Annotated in this window: 13 protein-coding genes; 6 read left to right on the top strand and 7 right to left on the bottom strand. The window is 47.8% G+C overall.

Annotated features, from left to right (window positions below; genetic code table 11):
* Positions 1-434: 434 nt before the first annotated feature.
* The 5 genes from H6F56_RS05510 to H6F56_RS05490 form a co-directional block, all read right to left on the bottom strand.
* Positions 435-2,270, bottom strand: coding sequence for an APC family permease (locus tag H6F56_RS05510; RefSeq protein WP_190665864.1), 1,836 nt, complete (start codon positions 2,268-2,270; stop codon positions 435-437).
* A gap of 284 nt (positions 2,271-2,554) precedes the next feature.
* Positions 2,555-4,165 (bottom strand): NAD(P)H-quinone oxidoreductase subunit 4, encoded by a 1,611-nt coding sequence (locus H6F56_RS05505; RefSeq protein ID WP_190665863.1) that lies wholly within the window; start codon positions 4,163-4,165, stop codon positions 2,555-2,557.
* A gap of 151 nt (positions 4,166-4,316) precedes the next feature.
* Positions 4,317-6,404 carry an NAD(P)H-quinone oxidoreductase subunit 5 gene (locus H6F56_RS05500; protein WP_190665862.1) on the bottom strand — a complete coding sequence of 696 codons (2,088 nt, stop codon included), beginning with the start codon at positions 6,402-6,404 and terminating at the stop codon, positions 4,317-4,319.
* 393 nt (positions 6,405-6,797) lie between these two features.
* Positions 6,798-7,187 carry a thioredoxin family protein gene (locus H6F56_RS05495; protein WP_190665861.1) on the bottom strand — a complete coding sequence of 130 codons (390 nt, stop codon included), beginning with the start codon at positions 7,185-7,187 and terminating at the stop codon, positions 6,798-6,800.
* A gap of 101 nt (positions 7,188-7,288) precedes the next feature.
* Positions 7,289-8,002 (bottom strand): NnrU family protein, encoded by a 714-nt coding sequence (locus H6F56_RS05490; RefSeq protein ID WP_190665860.1) that lies wholly within the window; start codon positions 8,000-8,002, stop codon positions 7,289-7,291.
* A 371-nt stretch (positions 8,003-8,373) separates the two neighbouring features.
* On the opposite strand from H6F56_RS05490, the gene H6F56_RS05485 reads away from it, so the two are divergent.
* From H6F56_RS05485 to H6F56_RS05465, 5 genes are all read left to right on the top strand, one after another.
* Positions 8,374-9,378 carry a LysR family transcriptional regulator gene (locus H6F56_RS05485; RefSeq protein WP_190665859.1) on the top strand — a complete coding sequence of 335 codons (1,005 nt, stop codon included), beginning with the start codon at positions 8,374-8,376 and terminating at the stop codon, positions 9,376-9,378.
* A 122-nt stretch (positions 9,379-9,500) separates the two neighbouring features.
* Positions 9,501-10,967 carry a serine/threonine-protein kinase gene (locus tag H6F56_RS05480; protein ID WP_190665858.1) on the top strand — a complete coding sequence of 489 codons (1,467 nt, stop codon included), beginning with the start codon at positions 9,501-9,503 and terminating at the stop codon, positions 10,965-10,967.
* Positions 10,968-10,994: 27 nt separating this feature from the next.
* Positions 10,995-11,978 (top strand): substrate-binding domain-containing protein, encoded by a 984-nt coding sequence (locus tag H6F56_RS05475; protein ID WP_190665857.1) that lies wholly within the window; start codon positions 10,995-10,997, stop codon positions 11,976-11,978.
* A 201-nt stretch (positions 11,979-12,179) separates the two neighbouring features.
* Positions 12,180-13,082 (top strand): alpha/beta fold hydrolase, encoded by a 903-nt coding sequence (locus H6F56_RS05470; RefSeq protein ID WP_190665856.1) that lies wholly within the window; start codon positions 12,180-12,182, stop codon positions 13,080-13,082.
* Between the two features lie 100 nt (positions 13,083-13,182).
* Positions 13,183-14,157, top strand: a complete 975-nt coding sequence (locus H6F56_RS05465) for a GDP-mannose 4,6-dehydratase (protein WP_190665855.1) — start codon at positions 13,183-13,185, stop codon at positions 14,155-14,157.
* A gap of 81 nt (positions 14,158-14,238) precedes the next feature.
* Here the strand turns inward: H6F56_RS05465 and H6F56_RS05460 are convergent, their stop codons facing one another.
* Both H6F56_RS05460 and H6F56_RS05455 read right to left on the bottom strand, forming a co-directional pair.
* Positions 14,239-15,024, bottom strand: coding sequence for a circadian clock KaiB family protein (locus H6F56_RS05460; RefSeq protein WP_190665854.1), 786 nt, complete (start codon positions 15,022-15,024; stop codon positions 14,239-14,241).
* 161 nt (positions 15,025-15,185) lie between these two features.
* Complete coding sequence (locus H6F56_RS05455; protein ID WP_190665853.1) at positions 15,186-16,538, bottom strand: type IV pilus twitching motility protein PilT; 1,353 nt, start codon at positions 16,536-16,538, stop codon at positions 15,186-15,188.
* Positions 16,539-18,281: 1,743 nt separating this feature from the next.
* On the opposite strand from H6F56_RS05455, the gene H6F56_RS05450 reads away from it, so the two are divergent.
* Positions 18,282-18,457, top strand: a 176-nt coding sequence (locus H6F56_RS05450; protein WP_190665852.1) for a sulfotransferase, incomplete at its 3' end; no start/stop codon positions are given.

Genomic DNA, 18,457 nt, shown 5'->3' with positions numbered 1-18,457 from the left:
TCTGGAGTTGATGGTTTAATTAAACTAGCACTTCAATTAATGAATCTCGAACATCTCAAAAATTGGTTTACACATTGCTGCTACTGTACCTCATAGACTTCGAATTTGCTGTATTTGCAAAAAAATCATCTGCGTTAATCTGCGGTTAAAAAACTAACCTAAACCTTTGAAAAAAAATGCCGAATCAACACGTCTCAAACCCAAAAAAAAAGCTCCTCAGAATAACTGAGAAGCCGGCAAACAAAAACAATATATGGGGTGAAATTCTAACTTCCGCCAATCACCGGCACAACAACCACCGGCAGATCTGCTAATGGTTTTTAAACCCAAACTTCTACTTGGGCAGGAAATTTGTGATTTCATCATCGGCTTATCCCCATCCTCTTGCCGGCAAAATCCAGGCAAACCTGAACCAGCCTGGATTTGTCAGCTCATTACAGATAAAATCGCACAGTAGAGACAATTACACCGCTGCGGTTAGCGCGCAAAGCTGCTCTTAAGAAAAAAGCTGTTTGATTGTGCAAAAGCTCCTCCCACCAATTACGAGGGACAAATGTAGGAAGAATCACTGTAGAAAAAACGTCTGGATGGCGATCTTCAAATTCACGAACAAATTCGACAATCGGCGAAATTGCACTGCGGTAAGGCGAATCCAAAATGATTAGTTGAATATTAGTTTGTAGGAGTTTCCAGTCTTCCAACAGTTCCTCTCGCTGTGTCGTGCCAACATCGACATGAATCGCCACAATATCATCAGCAATGCTACAGGCATATTCCAGCGCTTCTAATGATCCTCGATGTACATTTCCTACTAACACAATCGCTGGATTAAAAGCAACAGCACCTTTCGGTCTAGGGTTAGGAATAGGCCGCAACTGACGCGACCGCAGACGCCTTGCCACGTATCCATAGTGACGCCGAATTGCTAAAAATAAGCCCATAACGATTGGAATTGCCACCACCACAACCCAAGCGCCTAAAAGGAACTTTGTGAGTACAATCACCCCGAGAACAACTGCCGTTGTTAAAGCGCCTAAACTGTTCATCACGGCACTGGCTTGCCAACCGGCAGACCGCTCTTTAAACCAATGAACAACCATGCCGGCTTGTGAGAGGGTAAAAGACGTGAACACGCCAACTGCATAAAGGGGAATGATTGCGCTAGTATTTCCTCTGAAAATCAGAACTAAAATGCCGGCACAAACACTCAGTAAAATGATGCCATTAGAGTACACCAAGCGATCGCCTAAGAGCGCTAACTGCCGTGGCAAAAATCCATCGCGGGCTAGGAAATAACACAGCCTGGGAAAATCTGCGAAGCTAGTATTTGCTGCTAATAGTAAAATCAGCAGCGTTGTAGTTTGCAAGAAGTAATATAGCGGCCCACGGCCCAAAATCTCGCGACTCAATAGCGAAACCGCTGTTTCTCCCTCGTGGGGAACAATATGATAAGCGTGGGCAAGATAAGTAATGCCTATAAACATGAAGGCCAAGAGCACGCCCATGTAGCCCAAGGTAATGCGGGCATTTTTCCATTCAGGGGGTTTAAAAGCTAAGATGCCATCGGAGATCGCCTCTACGCCGGTGAGTGCCGCACAGCCGGCTGAAAATGCTCGCAAAACTAAAAATAAACTAATGCCTTCTGTTGCTTGAATCACTGACTCGGTATTCGTAATTCGACCTGTAAATTGGTTAAACAAACCTAAAAGAATTAGTAATCCAATAGAGACGACAAAGGTGTAAGTGGGAATTACAAATAATTGGCCTGATGCCCTGACACCTCGTAGATTAGCGACCATTAGTAAGAAAATGAAAATCAGACACAATAATTCTGTGTAAGGTTTGAGAGTTGGAACCGCTGAGGTGAGGGCCGCCGTGCCGGCAGAAATACTGACCGTTACCGTCAAGATATAATCAATCATCAGTGAGCCGGCGGCTACCAACCCTGGCACCAGTCCCAAATTTTCCCGCGCCACGATATAAGAACCACCGCCCTTGGGATAGGCGCGAATCGTTTGCTGGTAGGACAGCACCACCACTACAAGCAGCACGACAATCGCACCGGCAATGGGCAAAGACCAAGTCAGCGCTGCGCTGCCGGCTGCTATCAGCACCAAAAGAATCTCCTCAGTCGCATAAGCCACAGAGGAAAGCGCATCCGAGGCAAGCACCGCCAAGCCGGCAGCGTTACTCAAGCGTTCTTCCTCAGAAGCACTCGTCGGTAAAGGATCGCCGACTAACCATCGTTTAAGTTGAAAGTATAAGGACATAAACAATGCACCGTTCTAGGCAATAGGTTGTTGGCTATGATATCGCCCCTTGCCCATCGCGGATTGTCTATTTTTTCAGGCTAAAAATTTTTTGCTATAAAAACTTGCGAGTCTTTAAAACATCCAACTTTTTTGGGATGAGAATTTCTTTCTATAAAAACGTGCCGATCTTCAAAATACTCAACCCGCCTAAGCTTTGAGAATAGAGGGAACAAATCAAATAAAAAAAGCTCCTCAGAATAACTGAGAAGCCGGCAAACAAACACAATATATTGGGTGAAATTCTAACGTCCGCCAATCACCGGCGCAACAAGCACCGGCAGATCCGCTAATGGTGCCGGTTGCAGGGCCACCGGCTTAGAATGCGGCTTCTGCGCCAGCGTCGGCACCGAATCTCGCAGTCGCGCCGTTAGCTGTACGATCGTCGCATCATAAACCTGAGTCAGAATCTTGGGATATAAACCAATCCCAATAATCGGCACCAACAGAGAAGCAATGATAAACACTTCTCGCGGTTCCGCATCCACCAGAACCTCGTGACTGACGAGTTCTTTATTTTCTGGACCGTAGAAAATCTCACGCAGCATCGACAGCAAGTAAATAGGAGTTAGAATCACCCCAACTGCTGCCAAAAATACCACGATCACCTTAAACGTTGAGCTATAGGCATCACTCGTTGCAAAGCCGACAAATACCATCAACTCCGCTACAAAACCACTCATCCCTGGCAGCGCTAAAGACGCCAGAGAACAAGCCGTCCACATGGCGAAAACCTTCCGCATCTTCTGCCCAACGCCCCCCATTTCATCTAGCATCAGGGTGTGCGTTCGGTCATAAGTGGCTCCCACCATAAAGAACAGACTCGCCCCAATTAGCCCGTGGGAAACCATTTGTAGCATTGCCCCACTCGTTCCCAGGTCGGTGAAAGAACCTAGCCCGATGAGAACAAATCCCATGTGGGAAATCGAAGAGTAAGCAATCTTGCGTTTTAGGTTTCGTTGGGCAAAGGAAGTCAGGGCGGCATAGATAATATTGACAACCCCCAGAATCACCAACACCGGCGCAAACACCGCATGAGCATCTGGAAGCATCCCGGCATTCATACGAAACAGCGCATAACCGCCCATTTTCAACAGAATGCCGGCAAGCAACATATGTGCCGGTGCCGTCGCCTCTCCGTGGGCGTCAGGCAGCCAAGTGTGCAGCGGAAAAATTGGCAGCTTTACCCCGTAGGCGATTAAGAAGCCCCCATAAAGCCACAGTTGCAGGTTCATGGCGTAATCCTTGTTGGCAATCGCCCGCATATCAAACGTTACGGTATCTCCGTAGAACGCCATCGTTAAGGCTGCCAACAGGATAAACAGCGAACCCCCCGCCGTGTAGAGAATAAACTTCGTCGCCGCATATTGCCGCTTCTTGCCGCCCCAAATCGCCAGAATTAGGTAAACCGGCACCAATTCCAGTTCCCAAACTAGGAAAAACAGCAGCATATCCTGAACGGCAAACACTGCAATTTGACCACCATACATGGCCAGCATTAGGAAATAAAACAGCTTTGGCTTCAGCGTCACCGGCCAAGCTGCGAGAATTGCCAGGGTTGTAATAAAGGCGGTCAACAAAATCAGCGGCATTGACAGCCCATCCGCACCCACCGACCAATTCAAATCGAGTTGCGGCACCCAAGCATAGCTTTCTACCAGTTGCAACTCTGGATTGCTCAAATCGTACTGGCTATAGAAAGCGTAAACCGTTACGGCCAAATCAATCAGCCCCACAATCAGGGCGTACCATCTCACCGTTTTACCATCTTTGTCCGGGATCACAGGAATCAGCAGCGCTGCCGTGATCGGAAACAAGATGATAAATGTGAGCCAGGGAAAATCAGCTAAATTCATAATTGCAAATAGTTAATTGGCAATTGAGTAATGAGCCAGAATGCGGCAATATCCACATCCTTAGCTTGCCTCCGCGAAGCGGTGGGATTGGGAATCGGGCATTGGTTGGATTGTTTACCATGCCCTATGCCCAATTCCCCATGCCCGACTCTCAACTTACTCCAAAGACAATCACGATTCCTAAAACAGCCCCAAATACAATCAGGGCATAGAATTGAGCGCGACCTGTTTCAAAGTATTTCAGCCCTTCGCCACTCAATACGGTGATTAAACCTGTCAGGTTCACAGCACCATCAACAACCCGATAGTCCACTTCCATCACTTGCCGCGCTAACCGGCGGCTACCTTTGACGAAGAGGAAATCATAGATGTTATCGAAATACCACTTATTAAGCGACAGCTTGTAGAGTGGTTGGATTGTCTTGGCGATTGCTGCCGGATCAATCTTGCGACTCAGATACATCAAAGAAGCGAGGGTGATGCCAATCAAAGCAATCCCGACCGAACTGCCGCCCATGATCAGGAATTCGTTTAAATTGAATTCCTCTGCGTGTTCCAGTGCCGGTGTTCCATGCAAGGCTTCCACAGCCGCCATGACAGTTGGAGGATGGATAAACTCCTCAAAGTAATTTGCAAAGGGAGTCCCTAGCAAACCAATCAGGACAGAAGGCACTGCCAGCGCCATCAAGGGGAATGTCATCGTCAACGGTGACTCGTGAGGAAATTCACTATGACCATGATGGGCATGAGGATCGCTGCCATGTTCCAATTCCTTGGGATCCATCGCACCAGGGCCAAAAGCCGGCTGCAGTTCTTTGCCGCTTTCTGCAAGCAACTGGTTGCGAATTTGCTGATCATTACCCCGGAATTTCCCTTCAAATGTCGAGAAATACATCCGGAACATATAGAAGGCGGTAATGCCGGCAGTTACCCAGCCAACGCCCCACAGAAAGGGATTTGCGGCAAACGTAGAACCGAGGATTTCATCCTTAGACCAGAAGCCGGCAAACGGAGGAATCCCACAGATTGCCAAGGTTCCAATCAAAAAGGTGGTGGCTGTCACCGGCATATGTTTCCGCAAGCCCCCCATCAAGCGCATATCCTGCGCCAAGACGGCATCATGACCCACAACGCCTTCCATGCCGTGAATCACTGATCCAGAGCACAGAAACAGCATGGCTTTGAAGTAAGCGTGGGTCATCAGATGAAACAAGCCGGCTCCATAAGCTCCCACTCCCATTGCCATCACCATATAGCCGAGCTGGGAGATGGTTGAGTAAGCTAAGCCTTTTTTAATGTCGTTTTGAGTAATCGCAATCGTCGCCCCTAAAAAGGCTGTGAAAGCGCCGGTGTAAGCGATCACATCCATTGCCACCGGCACGCCTTCAAACACGGGATACATCCGGGCGATCAAAAAGACGCCGGCTGCCACCATTGTTGCAGCGTGAATCAAAGCTGAAATGGGGGTTGGCCCTTCCATTGCGTCCGGCAACCAGACTTGCAGGGGAAATTGCGCTGATTTGGCGACCGGCCCTAAAAACACCAGAATTGCAAACAAGGCGGCCAAGCCACCACTCAGAGCACCAGACTGCACCAAATCTTGCAATCGTGCCCCGATCTCGTTGAATTCAAAGCTGCCGGTGCTCCAATAAAGCGCCAGAATTCCCAGCAGCAAACCAAAGTCACCCACGCGGTTCGTGACAAACGCCTTTTGGCAAGCATCCGCCGCCGCTTTACGGTCATACCAGAACCCGATCAGCAGGTACGAACACATACCGACCAGTTCCCAGAAAATATAAACTTGTACAAGATTTGGGCTAACCACCAGACCCAACATCGAGGAGCTAAACAAGCTCAGGTATGCGTAGAAGCGCACATACCCCGCATCGTGAGCCATGTAGCCATCTGTATAAACCATTACCAAAAAGGCTACGGTTGTCACGATGACCAACATCAGAGAGGTTAGGGGGTCAATCGTGTAGCCCATCCGCAGGTGGAAATCTCCTGCTGCAGCCCATTCCAAGGTATAAAGATAGGGTTCATGACCTTGAATTTGACTCCAGAGCAGCGCGAAGGAAAAAACCATTGCGGCTCCTAGCAAGGAGACTATAAACACAGCATTCAACTGCCGCAGACGGTTGGTTAACCCATTAAAAGAAATTAAGCCCAGGCCAACCACCATTGCCCCTAATAGAGGCAGGACTGGAATCACCCAGGCATATTGATAGATTGGTTCCATCACTGAACGCCTACTTTAAGTTTCTTTACTCATTTGGCAGAATTGTTTACATTGTGACATACGGTGCGCGGCTACGACTGGGGATTATATTGATTTAAAATTCAGTCAACAAAGACAGTCGCCTAACATTTTTGTTTGACTGCTGCAAGTAAAAAGATCACTTTTAAAAATTGGCATAGGGCAATCTTGTAGTGAATTACCATAAGTGAGGGGATAAGGTGCTACTGCCCACCGGCATAGATTAGTTAGCCCGAAATGCTGAAATAGAAGATTGCATGGGATAGGCTGTTCACCACATTTCTCCCCCATGCCCGATGCCCCTACATAGAAAAACCCCACCAAGACTTTGATCCGAGTGGGGTTATTGAAACTCGACAAGAGCAGACACTTTTTCTAGGCTGAATAAGGATGACGCTCCTGTGCCTGGTTCAGGCAAAGGGCTTTAGAATGTTTTGCGTAGTTGAGGGCGATCGCTTCTAGCGCCATCCGCAGATCGTCTCGTCCGTTAAAACCATCGAGTCGATGCCGCACTTTGCCCTCTTCAAACAGGATAAGCGTCGGCAAAGTCGTGAGACGGTAAGTATTGGCTACTTTTAAACTTTCGTCGGCATTAAATCCAACAATTTTGAGGTGATCGCCCCACTCGGCTTGATAGCGCATCAATATGGGGTTAATCATTCGGCACAGACCGCACCAAGGTGCCCAAAAATGAACTAAAACAGGAGTGGAAGATTCTAAAACTTCTTGTGTAAACGCCCGCTCACTAATAGTTGACAGCAGCATGATTCCTCAAGATTTATTTCTGTTTACTATCGGCTTTGGGATCATGCTACCGCTAATTGGGATCATCTGGACAACTCAATTAGTAACGTTTGCAGCGAATTTTACCAGCCGGTGCTGGCTGTTACTCGGATTAACAGGGGGTGTGCCCACCATAGCAGCAGGATGAAGCCGGTGACGCCTAAGTACGACGGACGGACAAACTCCCGCCACTCAAAGGTTTGCCGGCCTTGGATAATCGCCAAAAAGGGGGTAATCGAAGTGCGAGATTTGACGGCTTCAAATGCTTCTCCGTAACGACTGGCAAGCCGGCGATCTCCATGCCACACCCCAAAGATATGGTGAAGGATCAAACCGATGGAAGTGACTAAGGTAAAAGAGGTGCCGATCCAAAGTGTGTGGGCAATACACCAAATGATCTGTCCGACCATCTGGGGGTGCCTAGTGACGCGAATGATGCCGGTTTCGTAGAGGTGTACTTGGGGCTTAGTCACCGCTGCGATTTCTAACAGGTTAAAGGTAGCTGGGTAGAGAAAAAAGAAAGAAATGGCTGAGAGTACCCATACTGCCGGTTGTACTCCTGTGACTCCCTGCACCTGCCACAACTGCCAGCCGTCATATCGATGGTTAAAGAAATAGACAATTAGCACCACGGCTAAAGGCAAGCTCACCAGGGCGAACAAGATGCGGTAAAGCCTCGCCCCTAGGCGTTTTTCTCCCCAAGGACGCAAGCCGGCTAAACCGCTGTGAGCGATCGCAAAACCCAGCAGCAGTCCCAGCATGATCAAATGGCTCGTTGTTAGCCCATTAAAAGACATCGCACTCACTCAATCGACACAATAAAATACAATCAGCACGACTCACAGGTTAGGGTCAGTTGGTTAATTCCTGATACATTCAGAAAAGTTTAGTTCTACCCACTTCTAGATATTTTGCAAGTCAGGTAAATCTTAGTACAACAGAAAGAGGTTGAAGCTGAAAGATTCCGGCTTGTTCTGAGCCACTAATTTCTTTGTGCTTGGACTTTGACCCCCATCGTCACAAACGATTTAAAGGGACGTGTACCCTGTTGTGCTACTGTCGTTGTGTTAGAAGCACCAAAACATACTGGGCCACTTAATCACTCAGTCCGCATCCGTTGAATCGGTTGGCTGCCTCAAGGCTCCTTTCCCCTTTCAGGTTTAGCGATATGTCCGACCTTCCTTTCACGTTAGATCAGTTACGCATCCTCAAAGCAATCGCCGCTGAGGGCAGTTTTAAACGGGCCGCTGATAGCTTATATGTCTCACAGCCGGCTGTCAGCCTGCAAGTGCAAAACTTAGAGCGGCAGTTGGATGTACCATTGTTTGATCGGGGGGGCCGGCGCGCCCAACTGACAGAAGCGGGGCACCTACTTCTCAGCTACGGGGAAAAGATTTTGACGCTTTGCCAGGAAACCTGTCGAGCGATTGAGGATCTGCAAAACCTTCAAGGTGGCACCCTGATTGTTGGCGCTTCTCAGACAACAGGGACTTATCTTCTGCCTCGCATGATTGGGATGTTCCGACAACGCTATCCCGATGTGGCGGTACAATTGCACGTTCACTCAACTCGCCGCACCGCCTGGAGTGTAGCCAATGGGCAAATTGATCTGGCTATTGTCGGCGGTGAGATTCCTCCAGAATTGCAAGAATCTTTAGAAGTTGTGCCTTATGCCGATGATGAGCTGGCCCTGATTTTGCCGGTTTTTCACCCGCTTACTAAGATTGATCCGATTCAAAAAGAAGACCTGTATAAATTGCAGTTTATCACCCTTGACTCGCAATCAACGATTCGTAAGGTGATTGATCAGGTTCTCTCTCGCTGCGGAATCGATACGCGCCGGCTCAAAATCGAGATGGAATTGAACTCGATTGAAGCAATTAAAAATGCCGTGCAAGCCGGCCTAGGGGCTGCGTTTGTCTCGATTTCTGCGATTGAGAAGGAATTGCAGATGGGCGTGATCCACCGTGCTCCCATTGAAGAGGTGGTGGTGAAACGCATGCTGTCAGTTATTTATAATCCGAACCGCTATCGCTCAAAAGCCGCAGAGGCATTTAGTCACGAAATATTACCCCAATTTGCCACGCAAGGGCTAGAAAAGCATCTGATACCGCCCCTGCCGGTGGAATCAAATGCTTTAGAGACAGCTTCTCCTAACTCAAATGGAAGTTAATCTGGGTTGTTGCTCAAGTTCTCCTGTCCCAAATCCTCAGTCATTTGTCATTGGTTCGCAAGTTTTCGCCCTTGACTTTTGATTGATAACCGATGAGCGCTGAACTCTGACTTCTGACGGCTATGGAAATTCTCTGCACCCGCACCGGCTGTCCCCGTCCTGTCAACTCTTTTGCCGATCTTGATGACAGCAACATTCTTAAAACTGTGCAGCAGAAGTTCTGCACCAGTTGCGGGATGCCGCTGATTTTAATCGGGCGGTATCTGCCGGTGAAACTCCTGGGTAAAGGAGGATTTGGGGCGGCGTTTCTTGCTCGTGATCGCTATACCCCGGCGATGCGTCAGTGTGTGGTCAAACAGTTTCAACCGGCAGGCGATCTGACTCCCCAACAAATGCAAATCGCCCAAGGTTTATTTGAGCGCGAGGCGGTGGTTTTAGAGGAATTGGGCAACCGGCACCCCCAAATTCCGGATCTGTTTGCGTTCTTTCCGCTGGAAGTCCCCGGCTTGCAAACGGGCAAACCCGACCAGTTTTTTTATCTGGTTCAAGAATTTATTGATGGGCAAAATTTAGAGGAGGAACTGGCGCAGAAAGCACAGTTCTCTGAAACCGAGATTTTGGAAGTGCTGGGAGAAATCCTTAAGGTGCTGAAATTTGTCCACGAACACCATTCCATCCACCGAGATATCAAGCCGGCGAATATTATGCGTGCTCGCAATGGCCGGCTTTATTTGTTAGATTTCGGTGCCGTCAAGCAAGTGGCGCAGGCAGCAGGGGGAGATCCCGGACATCAGCACAGCACCGGCATCTATTCGATGGGGTTTGCACCGCCTGAACAAATGGCCGGCAGCACTGTCTTTCCTTCCACCGATCTGTACGCCTTGGCAGTGACTTGCATTACATTGCTCACCGGCAAGTCGGCGATGGAGTTATTTGATTCCTACAGTAATGAGTTGAATTGGAGAGGATATGCACGGGTTAGTGATCATCTGGCAACGATTTTAGATCGGATGCTGTTATCTGCTCCCAGCCGGCGCTTCCAGTCAGCCGATGAGGTGATTGCCGCTCTTTCTTCCCAACAATCCCAGCCGGCACCCTCTCTTAACCCACCACCATCAATGCCGCCGACTTCTCTGCCAACAAAGGTCACAGCCCCCCGCCCGGCACCCGCAACACCGCCGCCAGCCTCCCCGCCGGCTCAGCAGTCTCCACCAGCCCCCCTACAACGCCCAACGAAGCCTTCCTTTTCAACCTTTGAACTGTTAGGAGGAGCTGCATTTACCGGCTTTCAGGGAGCTTTACTGGCGATTGCCATTAGTAGTGCACTCGGAATTTCGGGAGTGAGTTATCTTGTTTGGTTGGGAATCTTGGCGAGTCTGATCTTTGCCCAAGCCCGCCGTGTGATTGAGGGTAAGGATCTGCCAATTATTGCCGTTGTGACGCTGGCGATTGTGTTGGGCGTTTCCCAGTTACAAGGTGGATTTGGCCTTCAGGGTGTAGTGGCAATTGCCGCCTTGGCCGGCTTATCTGCAGTCGCCCTCACCGCACTGTTTCGCCTAATTTACAAGTTACTTTCCAGTATTTTTTAAGCCGGTGGGGAGTAGGGCAATCTATCCATGTCTCACAATAAGGAAACCACTGTTCTCGTTTTGTCCCTGCTAATCACTGCTGGATTATTGGGGGCTGGTTTCTGGTGGTTGATCAACCACTTTGCTGTTGATAAAAATCGCGCAATTAACAATCAATCGGCTGCTGTTAGACCATCGAGTCCTGAAACACTTGCCCAAGTGCAGAACGTGCCAAGCGGACTTTTCAGCTATGGTGGCAGCACGACTTGGGCACCGATTCGGCGAGATTTAGATTCCGCGATTCAAACGGTTTGGCCTCAGTTTCGCTTGCGCTACACCCACCCCTACAATACGATTCCGAGTTCGGGTACAGGGCTGCGGATGCTGTTAGACAATCAACTGTCCTTTGCTCACTCCTCTCGCCCGGTTCAAGATAAGGAATACCAACAGGCGCAACAACGGGGTTTTATGCTGAAAGAGGTGCCAGTTGCAATAGATGGCAGGGCGGTTGCAGTAAACCCAAGTTTGAATATACCCGGTTTAACCGTAGACCAAGTCAATGATATTGACAGCGGCAAGATTACCAATTGGAGCCAAGTGGGTGGCCCTGACTTGAAAATTACGCGCTACGCGGTACAGGGTGATGCCGCTGGCCGGTTTGAATTAGTACCCACTCCAACGGACGCTTTACGGAAGGTTGCTGCTGATCCTGGGGGGATTTTTCAAGCCTCAGCCCCTTTGGTTGTGTCGCAGTGTAAGATTAAGGCGCTGCCGGTGGGCCGTAACCTCAATCAGCTCATTGCTCCGTATAAGGAGCCTTTTATTCCCCTTGATCAGTGCCCAGCTAAGCGCAACCAAGTGAATACGGCTGTATTCCAGAGTGGTGAGTATCCGATTACCCGTCGCTTGTTGGTGGTAATTAAACAGAACGGTCAAATTGATCAACAAGCCGGTGAAGCCTACGCCAATTTACTGCTAACGCCTCAAGGTCAAGAGCTGATTGAAAAGGCTGGATTTGTAAGAATCCGCTGAGCTTTTGAACTCTTAAAAGCGGTTTAGGCCGGCAACTACAGCAAACTGAGCCATTGAAAGCAAGACTATCTTGATTAATTTGCTTCTATGTGATAAAGGTTCAGCGTAGTTAATTTGACGAATTCCTTACCTTCGCGGCTCTAGTTCGGCGAAAGAACAATACTATGATCTAAGAAGTTTAAGAAACTTCATAAAACGACCGTGACAACACAACAGCTAACACCGGCATCAACGTTTGAAAGGCTCACTTGGACTTGGCAGGGCCATAAAATCAAATACACCGTGATGGGCGCAGGTCGCCCCCTGGTGTTGATTCATGGCTTTGGAGCCTCAATTGGCCACTGGCGTAACAACATTCCCGCACTCGCTGCCGGCGGCTACCGAGTATTTGCCTTGGATCTGTTAGGATTTGGTGCTTCAGATAAGCCGGCACTCGATTACTCGCTTGAACTTTGGCAAGAAATGCTGAAGGATTTCTGGGAATCACAAATTCAGGAATCGGCAGTCTTTGTGGGCAATTCCATTGGTGCACTGCTGAGTTTGATGGTGGTTGCCAATCATCCAGAAATTGCCGCCGCCGGCATTTTGATTAACTGTGCCGGTGGGCTAAATCATCGACCTCACGAACTAAATTTGCCCTTGCGAACCGTGATGGGGATCTTTACCAAATTAGTCACCTCGCCGGTTATAGGGCCGTTTTTATTTAACCGCATCCGCCAAAAAAATCGTCTGCGTCGCACACTGCAACAAGTTTATTGCAATCATGACGCCGTTACCGACGAACTGATCGATTTGATTTATGAACCTTCCTGCGATCCAGGTGCTCAGCGTGTGTTTGCCTCAATTCTCGCAGCACCTGCCGGCCCGGAGCCATCCGAGTTGCTGCCACAAGTCAAGCAACCGTTGCTCGTTTTATGGGGAGCAAATGACCCCTGGACACCGATCTCAGGCTCACGCATTTATCAAGAATTAAGTCAGACTCAACCGATAGAATTTGTCTCGATTCCCAACACCGGCCATTGTCCCCATGATGAACGACCAGAGATTGTGAATTCGTTCATTTTAAATTGGCTAGCTCAGCAAACGGGAAACTCTGCCTCTTAAAAAGATGCCGATTGAATATCGGTGAAAAGGCAAAAGGCACAACTGTGTCTTTTGCCTTCATCATATTTATTGAAGGAAGACTTTATAGAGGATCAGCAATATGAAAAAAGCGCTAATTTGTGGGATATCGGGTCAGGATGGGGCATATCTAGCTAAGTTACTTCTGGAGAAAGGTTATATTGTCTGCGGCACGTCACGGGATGCCCAAATGTCTTCCTTTGGGAATTTAGTGCGCTTGGGCATTCGGGAACAGGTGAAATTAGAGTCAATGTCTCTGACTGATTTCCGCAGTGTGTTGCAGGTGCTAAGGAAAATTCAGCCGGATGAGGTTTACAATCTGGCAGGGCAGAGTTCGGTGGGGCTATCTTTTGAACAGCCGGTGGAGACGCTGGAAAGTATTACCACCGGCACCCTAAATTTACTAGAGGCGCTTCGCTTCACCGGCGCACCGATTAAAATTTACAATGCCGGCTCCAGTGAGTGTTTTGGGGATACTCGCGATGCCTCAGCCAACGAAACCACGCCCTTTCGTCCCCGAAGCCCCTATGCTGTGGCAAAGGCAGCGGCGTTTTGGGAAGTGGCGAACTATCGCGAAGCGTACGGTTTATTTGCCTGTTCTGGCATCCTCTTCAACCACGAATCTCCGTTGCGGCCAGGGCGCTTCGTCACGCAAAAGATTGTAGCCGGTGCTTGCGCGATCGCTCAAGGCAGTCAAGAGAAGTTGCGTCTGGGTGATATTTCAGTTCGGCGGGACTGGGGTTGGGCACCAGAATATGTTGAGGCGATGTACTTAATGTTGCAACAGGAAAAGCCTGATGATTATGTGATTGCAACAGGTGAGAGTAATAAGTTAGAAGACTTTGTAGCGGCAGCTTTTGCTTGTGTGGGCTTAGATTGGCACGATTATGTCGTCATTGATGCCGGTTTTTACCGGCCCACGGATATTGCAGTCGGTAGAGGCCATCCAGCAAAGGCGCGGGAACAGCTAGGTTGGCAGGCGAAATACAAGATGCAGGATGTGGTGCGAATGATGGTAGAAGCAAAGCAGGCAAATTTGGTAAAACAGGAGTCATGATCTTGCTGAACTGCCATCTTCTGAAATTTACTAATTAACTGCTTTACCGGCCTGTTTCCCCCAAGCTTTATTTGTGAGCGCCTAGCTATCCAAGCTGCCTAAAACTCGCAAAATTTCGCCGGCATTCTCTAACTCACCGACAATCCGCCGAACAGGTCGCGGCCACACTTTAACCAGAGTGGGCGTTGCAGAGACTTGATCGGCTTCTGCTTGCTCTGGATGTTTAAAAATATCAATGACTTTCAGCGTGTAAGGACAGCTAATCGCCCGTTCTAAAAGCTGGTGCAGCCGCTCCAGAGTGCGTTCGGTTGCGGCCTTATTTTTACCAACAAATAGGCGCAAAATATAGCCTTTCGTTTCTACTCGCTCTGGTACGAAGATCACCGGCTCTGCAGAGGCAGGAACATCGATGCCGGTGCGCTCAACACGCATCACGAGGTCACGTTCTTCCCAAAGCTGGGGAAACTGGGAGCGATAGGTTGCCAATACCATCGGATTGCACAACTGCTCTAGCCACGGCGCAGCTTGCCAAACCAAATCACCTGTATTAAAAACTGCATTCAGTAGTGCTTGATGCCGTAAAACCGGCGCATGAGCCTCAGCCGAAATCCTGAGCTGCTGAGTGTAAGGATCAATCCAGCGGTCAATTGTTGCCGTATATCCTGGCACCAAAAAATGGGGTGGCTCTGGCAAACCCAGCCTTTCCTGAAGCGCTGCACACAAATGTAGGTGCCACCGGCTGTGCTTACTCGGATCAATGCAATAAATCAAATCTCCCCCAGGTGTAAACAAGGCAATGCCTTTAAACACTTGGGGGAGAGAAGCTGCTGAGTTCTTAGTCTCTTTAAACTTCGCTCTATAATTCATAAAAACAGAACTCAGCACTCAAAACACTGGTGAGCGTATAAATTTTTTAGTGAATCCGGGGTGAAGGAGCCAACAGGAAGTATAAATATTTCTATCTTTTATGCTTCTCTTCGTGATCCCTAAGTCATTTTCGCTCAAATATCTAAAGTTTTCATCCTTCTTTAGATACGTCCTCGCAGGAACTGTGCCATTTCATTCGGAGTAGGCGACATTTCCAAGGCAATTTCCTCACTGATGCGACCTTCTTGATAAAGGTTAAATAGTGCCTTGTTCATGGTGATCATGCCATCGAACTCGGACTTCAGCATCACTTGATTGATTTCCTCCATTTCACCTTTGATGATATATTCTTTAATCGCATCGGTGGCGATCATAATGTCGTGATAAGCCGCCCGCTTGCCGTCTGTGGTTTTGCACAAACCTTGAGCGATAATTGCCACGAGAGATTCTGCCAGAGACACCCGCATTGCCGGCTGTTCAGCAGGAGGGAACATCCCCATAATCCGCTCAATGGTTTTAATAGCGCTGTTTGTGTGCAGGGTTCCTGCCACTAAGTGACCCGTTGAAGCGGCTTTCAGGGCAATATTAATGGTTTCTTGATCTCGAATTTCCCCCACCAGCATCATATCCGGGTCTTCCCGCAAAGCGGCTTTCAGGGCGTTTTTAAATTCTAAGGTGTGCCGGCCTACTTCTCGGTGCTTGATCAAGCATTTTTGGCTGACATGGACAAATTCAACCGGGTCTTCAATGGTGATGATGTGTTTAGCCATGTTTTTATTGATGTAATCCATCATGGCTGCCATTGTGGTGGACTTACCGGAACCCGTTGGCCCTGTTACCAAAAGTAACCCTTTATGATAGTGGCACAGATCCTTGAACACCGGCGGCAGTTTTAGCTGCTCCATTGTCATGATCTGCGTTCCAATCAAGCGCAACACCATCGCTGGGCCGGCTAAACTATCAAAAATATTAATCCGGATGCGGACAAAGCCTAAATCTGCTGCGCCGTCAAAGTCTAGGTGCTCTTGAAACTGCCGGATTTCGTCATCCGTGAGCACTTCCTGTAGCCAACCCATAAACGTATCTAAATCGGTTACGGGCCACTCGGTGGGTACGATGTCGCCTCGACTGCGGAAACGAGGGGCTTCATTGACGCCTAAGTGAATATCAGAACACCCTTTTTCGTTAGCGACCGCAACCATTGCCCTTAAAGTTGGTTGCGCCCCACCGGATGCTGAGAATTTCGGAGTTGCCGCTGCTGCTGCCGCTGGTGGGCGGGTTTGTTGAGCCGGGTTCGTGGCTGCTGGAGGGGCTGCCGGCGGAGGCGCTACCGGCGGAGGTGCTGCCGGCATTGTCATTGTTTGTGAAGACTGACGCTGAGTCGTGCCGGCTGCTGCCGTCCCTGTTGTCATACTAGCCGGAGGTGCTGGGGGCCGGCCAGGTGGGGGTGGCATCGGAGGAACGCGGGGTACACCAGGTGGGGGCGGAACGGGGGGACGATTAGATTGTGTCATTGGGCACTACTTCTGATTGATGAATAAAGCTTTGAGATGCAAACTACTGAGTCGAGTTTGGCCAAGGCGATAGCCTGAATATAAGAGTCTATAGATGCCGGCGTGTTTACCCCCAGCGGGTTAGTCTCCCTAAGTGAGTAAACTGAATCACTCCTGCGCTGAAAGGGTTAGTTCAATGTTCTGCCTCTGCTGATGTCCGCGCATAGGTTTTACAGAAGTTTATGCTTTAGCCTTCCCAAGTTTCTGCTGTCTGTATCACTTCAGCTAAAAAACTGTAGAACCTTTTATCTCCTCCCTTATTGATCCCTGGCACTCAGGCTATCCAGGATTAGAGTCTGAAAGTTTAGTGTCGCGTCGGCTCGGTTTTTATTTTTATAGTTGATTGAACACAACTAGCACTAAGCTACCTTATTTAGTTTAAAGCTCTATTTGCAGAATACAAGCAGCCTTTTTACTGATTCAATAAGTATAAATACTGAATTATTTTCTATCGGCACTAAATTATGCTGATTTTTACCTAAATCTCGCTCCAGAGGGTTTTTATTGCTTCCAGGCTGTATAGAGTGAGTTTTGGAGAAACATCGGCATAAATATTTATTCAGTAGTAAAAGCTTTTATGTCGGCACAAAATTATTTTATAAAAAATAGGATAAAATTTGTGTTTTTTATAAAACCTTACATTCTATGATTTCCAAGATAAATCAATGTATTTAATAAAAGCTACTTAAATATCAACTCTTGTTTGCTTCATATAGAAACGAAGTATTAAGCTATTCGCAAATATCAATTTTATTGAAAAATTCAATTATTGTTTGTTTATATTACTGCTTTGTATTTATATTAATTCCCTGTTTATTGTTAGTTTAACGTCCTATTGCCTTGTTCTAGCTTTAGGAAGAGGCCGGCCTCTTCTAATCAAGCTTATATAGCAAAGGATGCCGGCAACAGAAAGACAGCGCTGCCTATTAAACTTCCCAGGTTATCGGCAACTCCTAAGAAAAGGTTACTTCGCCTATCGCACGGAGCCATCTGAGATTTAAAAAAGCAAATTGGCCTAACTTAAGCTTTTATAAAAAACTGAAGTGTGATATAGATCTCAAAATAAAAGTGATCTATATCAAAATAGGAAGTGATCAAAATTGCTGCAAAATTGAAACCCCATAGCGTGAACGAGAAAATTTAACTGAAAGGGCAGCTTAACCGGCACAAGCAATAAATCTTCACAGTTTTTTTGCTAACTCAAAGAAACAAGAATTTAGTGAAAAGCTAAAAATTTATATTAATTAGATTAAATAACGTAAAACTTGCTCTTGAAGCCGGCAATTTTATGCAAGACTTACTTAAGTGTCTGAACATTGTAACGGATAGGACAGACACAAAGGCACAATAGAGCATTACCAAGACTTCTTAGTTCGTGAGCTTGAGCCGTTGCATCTCCCCTAGCTCTGGAAAAGAAGAAAGAGATTATCCGATTGGATGAAGCAGTTGGGGGAATCAAATTTTCGAGGAGTCTTGGGAGTTAGTGCATCTCATATTATGGGAACACTGAACTATCCTGCATTTATTTTCACTTTAGGGACACGACTTTTCTGCCGGCACTGTTTTCGTTCCAGGTTAACGTTTACTTGCAATGCAGAAGGAAACAATTAACTTCTGGGAGGGTTGCTACCGCGTTTGAGTCTTCTGGCTTAGGAAAAATTGGGGTAAGGATTAAGTTGAGATTATTGACTAAAAAAAATAAATATGACGCTTGACAAAATACACTTTATTTCCGGATTGCCACGTTCAGGTTCTACATTACTATCTGCAATATTGCGGCAAAACCCCCGATTTCACGCCGGCATGACTTCACCCGTTGGGGCATTAGTTGAGCGGATGCTGGAAGCCATGAGCGAAAACAATGAATATTCTATTTTGAT

Origin of the sequence: Microcoleus sp. FACHB-672, from assembly GCF_014695725.1 — a bacterium.
Lineage (GTDB): Bacteria > Cyanobacteriota > Cyanobacteriia > Cyanobacteriales > Oscillatoriaceae > FACHB-68.
This window is presented reverse-complemented; position numbering and strand designations above follow the sequence as displayed.

What these genes read in the sequence shown, in the direction of transcription:
- H6F56_RS05510 (WP_190665864.1), bottom strand. Translation starts at nt 2,270, where the DNA reads ATGTCCTTATACTTTCAACTTAAACGATGGTTAGTCGGCGATCCTTTA.
- H6F56_RS05505 (WP_190665863.1), bottom strand. Translation starts at nt 4,165, where the DNA reads ATGAATTTAGCTGATTTTCCCTGGCTCACATTTATCATCTTGTTTCCG.
- H6F56_RS05500 (WP_190665862.1), bottom strand. Translation starts at nt 6,404, where the DNA reads ATGGAACCAATCTATCAATATGCCTGGGTGATTCCAGTCCTGCCTCTA.
- H6F56_RS05495 (WP_190665861.1), bottom strand. Translation starts at nt 7,187, where the DNA reads ATGCTGCTGTCAACTATTAGTGAGCGGGCGTTTACACAAGAAGTTTTA.
- H6F56_RS05490 (WP_190665860.1), bottom strand. Translation starts at nt 8,002, where the DNA reads ATGTCTTTTAATGGGCTAACAACGAGCCATTTGATCATGCTGGGACTG.
- H6F56_RS05485 (WP_190665859.1), top strand. Translation starts at nt 8,374, where the DNA reads ATGTCCGACCTTCCTTTCACGTTAGATCAGTTACGCATCCTCAAAGCA.
- H6F56_RS05480 (WP_190665858.1), top strand. Translation starts at nt 9,501, where the DNA reads ATGGAAATTCTCTGCACCCGCACCGGCTGTCCCCGTCCTGTCAACTCT.
- H6F56_RS05475 (WP_190665857.1), top strand. Translation starts at nt 10,995, where the DNA reads ATGTCTCACAATAAGGAAACCACTGTTCTCGTTTTGTCCCTGCTAATC.
- H6F56_RS05465 (WP_190665855.1), top strand. Translation starts at nt 13,183, where the DNA reads ATGAAAAAAGCGCTAATTTGTGGGATATCGGGTCAGGATGGGGCATAT.
- H6F56_RS05460 (WP_190665854.1), bottom strand. Translation starts at nt 15,024, where the DNA reads ATGAATTATAGAGCGAAGTTTAAAGAGACTAAGAACTCAGCAGCTTCT.
- H6F56_RS05455 (WP_190665853.1), bottom strand. Translation starts at nt 16,538, where the DNA reads ATGACACAATCTAATCGTCCCCCCGTTCCGCCCCCACCTGGTGTACCC.